Raw genomic sequence first — 3,081 nt, 5'->3', positions numbered from 1 at the left:
ATATCCGTTCAGTTGCTCCTGCAGATCCGCGCGTTCCCCCTCGCCGGGAGATTCCGCCAGCCGGTCAATCACGTCCAGCAGCCGGCCCATTTCCTCGAGCGAGAAGCCGAGCGGTTTCATCCGCCGGATCACCATCAACCGTTCAAGGTCTGCTGCCGAGTAAACCCGGAAGCCGCCTTCGGTGCGGGAGGCTGGAAGCAGCCCGACGTCGTCGTAATGGCGGATGGTGCGCAGGGACAGGCCGGTGCGCTCCGCCAGCTCGCCAATATGCATACTGGTCCCGCTCGACTCTGCACTCATGCTGCTCTCCGGCTCCATTCGCTGCTCGATTTCACCCCAACCCTAACGTTACGGTAGAGTTGACCTGTTGGACGGCGATGACGCTTCCCGCCACCAGCCCCTCAGTTTACGTCCCTCGACGATTCCGGCGCACCGCAGCGCCTTCCATCGATTCCCAAACGGTCCTCCCCCGGAAGACCTGTGTCTGAACAATCCCGAACGGAGCCCCATGGCCACCGCCACCACCGAGACGCATGACCCCAGTCCCGAGGTACAAGGTTCCGTCCTGCATGCGCTGAAGTCGCCGCGACGGCTGAAGACAGAGGTCCTCGGCGGACTTGTCGTCGCGATGGCCCTCATTCCCGAAGCCATTGCGTTCTCCATCATCGCCGGCGTTGACCCCCGGATCGGGTTGTTCGCCTCCTTCACGATGGCAGTCACCATCTCATTCCTAGGCGGCCGGCCGGCGATGATCTCCGCAGCCACCGGCGCCGTCGCGCTCGTCATTGCACCGCTGATGGCCAGCCATGGCCTGGACTATCTCATCGCCGCAGTCATCCTGGGCGGCATCATTCAGGTGGTGTTTGGCCTGCTGGGTGTAGCGAAACTGATGCGCTTCATCCCGCGTTCGGTGATGGTTGGCTTCGTGAACGCGCTTGCGATCCTGATTTTCATGGCGCAGGTTCCGGAGCTGATCGACGTTTCCTGGGCTGTATACCCCTTGGTTGGCCTCGGCCTCCTGATCATCTTCCTGTTGCCGCGCATCACCCGGGTCGTCCCCGCGCCGCTGGTGGCCATCATCCTTATCACCGCCATCACGGTCACCGCTGCGATCACCGTGCCGACCGTCGGAGACAAGGGCGAACTGCCGGACAGCCTGCCGTCGCTGTTCTTCCCGGACGTGCCATTCACGCTCGAGACGCTTCAGATCGTTGCGCCGTACGCGCTGGCCATGGCCCTGGTCGGACTGCTCGAATCACTTCTGACGGCGAAGCTGGTCGATGACATCACCGACACCGGATCGAACAAGAGCCGCGAGTCCTGGGGGCAGGGCGGCGCGAACATCGTCACAGGTTTCTTCGGCGGCATGGGCGGTTGCGCGATGATCGGCCAGACCATGATCAACGTCAAGGCCTCCGGCGCCCGCACCCGCATTTCCACCTTCCTGGCCGGTGTCTTCCTGCTCATCCTGGTCGTCTCGCTCGGAGACCTGGTGGCAATCATTCCGATGGCGGCGCTCGTCGCGGTGATGATCTTCGTTTCCTGGGCCACGTTCGACTGGCACAGCATCCGCCCTTCCACACTCAAACGGATGCCCAAGTCCGAAACGGCCGTTATGGTGAGCACCGTCGTCGTCGTTGTGGCCACGCATAATCTGGCTATCGGCGTCGGTGTCGGGGTGCTGGTGGCCATGGTCGCCTTCGCCCGCAGGGTCGCGCACTTCGTCACAATGGAGCGCAGCATCAAGAGCGACGACGACGGCGATGTCGCCACGTACCTGGTCGACGGCGAGTTGTTCTTCGCCTCCAGCAACGACCTGTACACCCAGTTCCGTTATGCCGAGGACCCCGAACGGGTGGTCATCGACATGCATGCCTCGCACCTCTGGGACGCCTCCACCATCGCGGCGCTTGATGCGGTGACCGAGAAGTACCACCGGCACGGCAAGGACGTGAAGATCATCGGGCTGAACGAGGCCAGCACGATGATGCGCGAGCGGTTGGGCGGAAAGCTCGGCGCCGGACACTGACGCGGGGTGCACCTCTATCCAAGGCTCGGCGGTTGTGGCACGATTACGAGCATGCCGATAGCAACCAGCGGGTTCGCACACGTTCGTCTAACCGTCACCGACATCGAGCGGTCCCGCGCCTTTTACGAGGACGTTTTTGGCTGGCCGGTGGCCATTGAGCTGCCTGCTGACGCCGATGAGGCGACGCGCGAGCAGCTGGCGTTCCTCTTCGGCGGCGTACTGTACCAAGTCGGCGACTCGCTGTTTGGGCTGCGGCCGGTAGGAGATGACGCCTTCAACGAAGACCGGGTGGGGCTCGACCATGTCAGCTTCGCTGTTGACAGCAAGGAAGAGTTGGACAGCGCCGCAAAGCTGCTGGACGAGCGCGGTATTGGCCACGAGGACGTGAAGGACATCGGAGCGGCGTACATCCTTGAGTTCCGCGACCCGGACAACATTGCCTTGGAGCTGTTCGCGGCGAAGAGGTAGCACTCCGCGGTAGAAGCCATTCCGCGAACGGTCCTGCTTCCCAGTTGCCCGCGCCCGCTACAACCGTGCGTCGGTGGTGAGCATTGCCATCAGCACCTCGTCGTGCCATTGCCCATCCCAAAGCAGAGCGTCCCGGGCAACTCCTTCCCGGACGAACCCGACCTTCTCGTACACCCACTGCGCCCGGGGGTTGAAGGAATAGACGCCAAGGCTCACCCGGTGCAGCCCGACGACGTCGAACGCGTAGGCGACTACCGCCCGAGTGGCTTCGGTTCCGTACCCCTGCCCCCGCACGCCGTCTCCCGCGAGGCCGATTCGGAAGTTCATCGACCGGTTGTCTTCGTCCAGGTCGTTGAGTACAACCTCGCCGATGTGGGCTCCGTCCTCTGTGCGGATCACCGCCCAGTCGGCGCGCTCGTCGCTGCCCGGCAGCCGCGCCAGGAACTTGCGCACAGCGTCCTCGGTGAAGTCCTGATGCGTGCCGGTCAGCCGCCGGCCCTCCTCGTCCTGAAGGTACTGCCACGTACTGTCGAAGTGTTGCGGCCCGAGCTGTTCCAGCCGCAAACGGCCGGTGTGGAGGACGG

4 protein-coding genes are annotated in these 3,081 nt (G+C 63.7%); 2 read left to right on the top strand and 2 right to left on the bottom strand.

Going from position 1 to position 3,081, the window contains the following annotated elements:
- The coding region (locus Y707_RS0114175; RefSeq protein ID WP_026535568.1) for a MerR family transcriptional regulator at nucleotides 1–300 on the bottom strand (300 nt) is incomplete at its 3' end.
- A 208-nt stretch (nucleotides 301–508) separates the two neighbouring features.
- Here Y707_RS0114175 and Y707_RS0114170 point away from each other — a divergent pair.
- Entirely contained in the window at nucleotides 509–2,029 is a 1,521-nt protein-coding gene (locus tag Y707_RS0114170; protein WP_026535567.1) for a SulP family inorganic anion transporter, read from the top strand.
- A gap of 51 nt (nucleotides 2,030–2,080) precedes the next feature.
- Entirely contained in the window at nucleotides 2,081–2,497 is a 417-nt protein-coding gene (locus Y707_RS0114165) for a VOC family protein (protein WP_026535566.1), read from the top strand.
- A 57-nt stretch (nucleotides 2,498–2,554) separates the two neighbouring features.
- Here the strand turns inward: Y707_RS0114165 and Y707_RS26230 are convergent.
- A partial coding sequence (locus Y707_RS26230; RefSeq protein WP_081744887.1) for a GNAT family N-acetyltransferase occupies nucleotides 2,555–3,081 on the bottom strand: 527 nt, incomplete at its 5' end.

This window comes from Arthrobacter sp. H14 (genome assembly GCF_000520495.1).
Taxonomy (GTDB): domain Bacteria; phylum Actinomycetota; class Actinomycetes; order Actinomycetales; family Micrococcaceae; genus Arthrobacter_C.
This window is presented reverse-complemented; position numbering and strand designations above follow the sequence as displayed.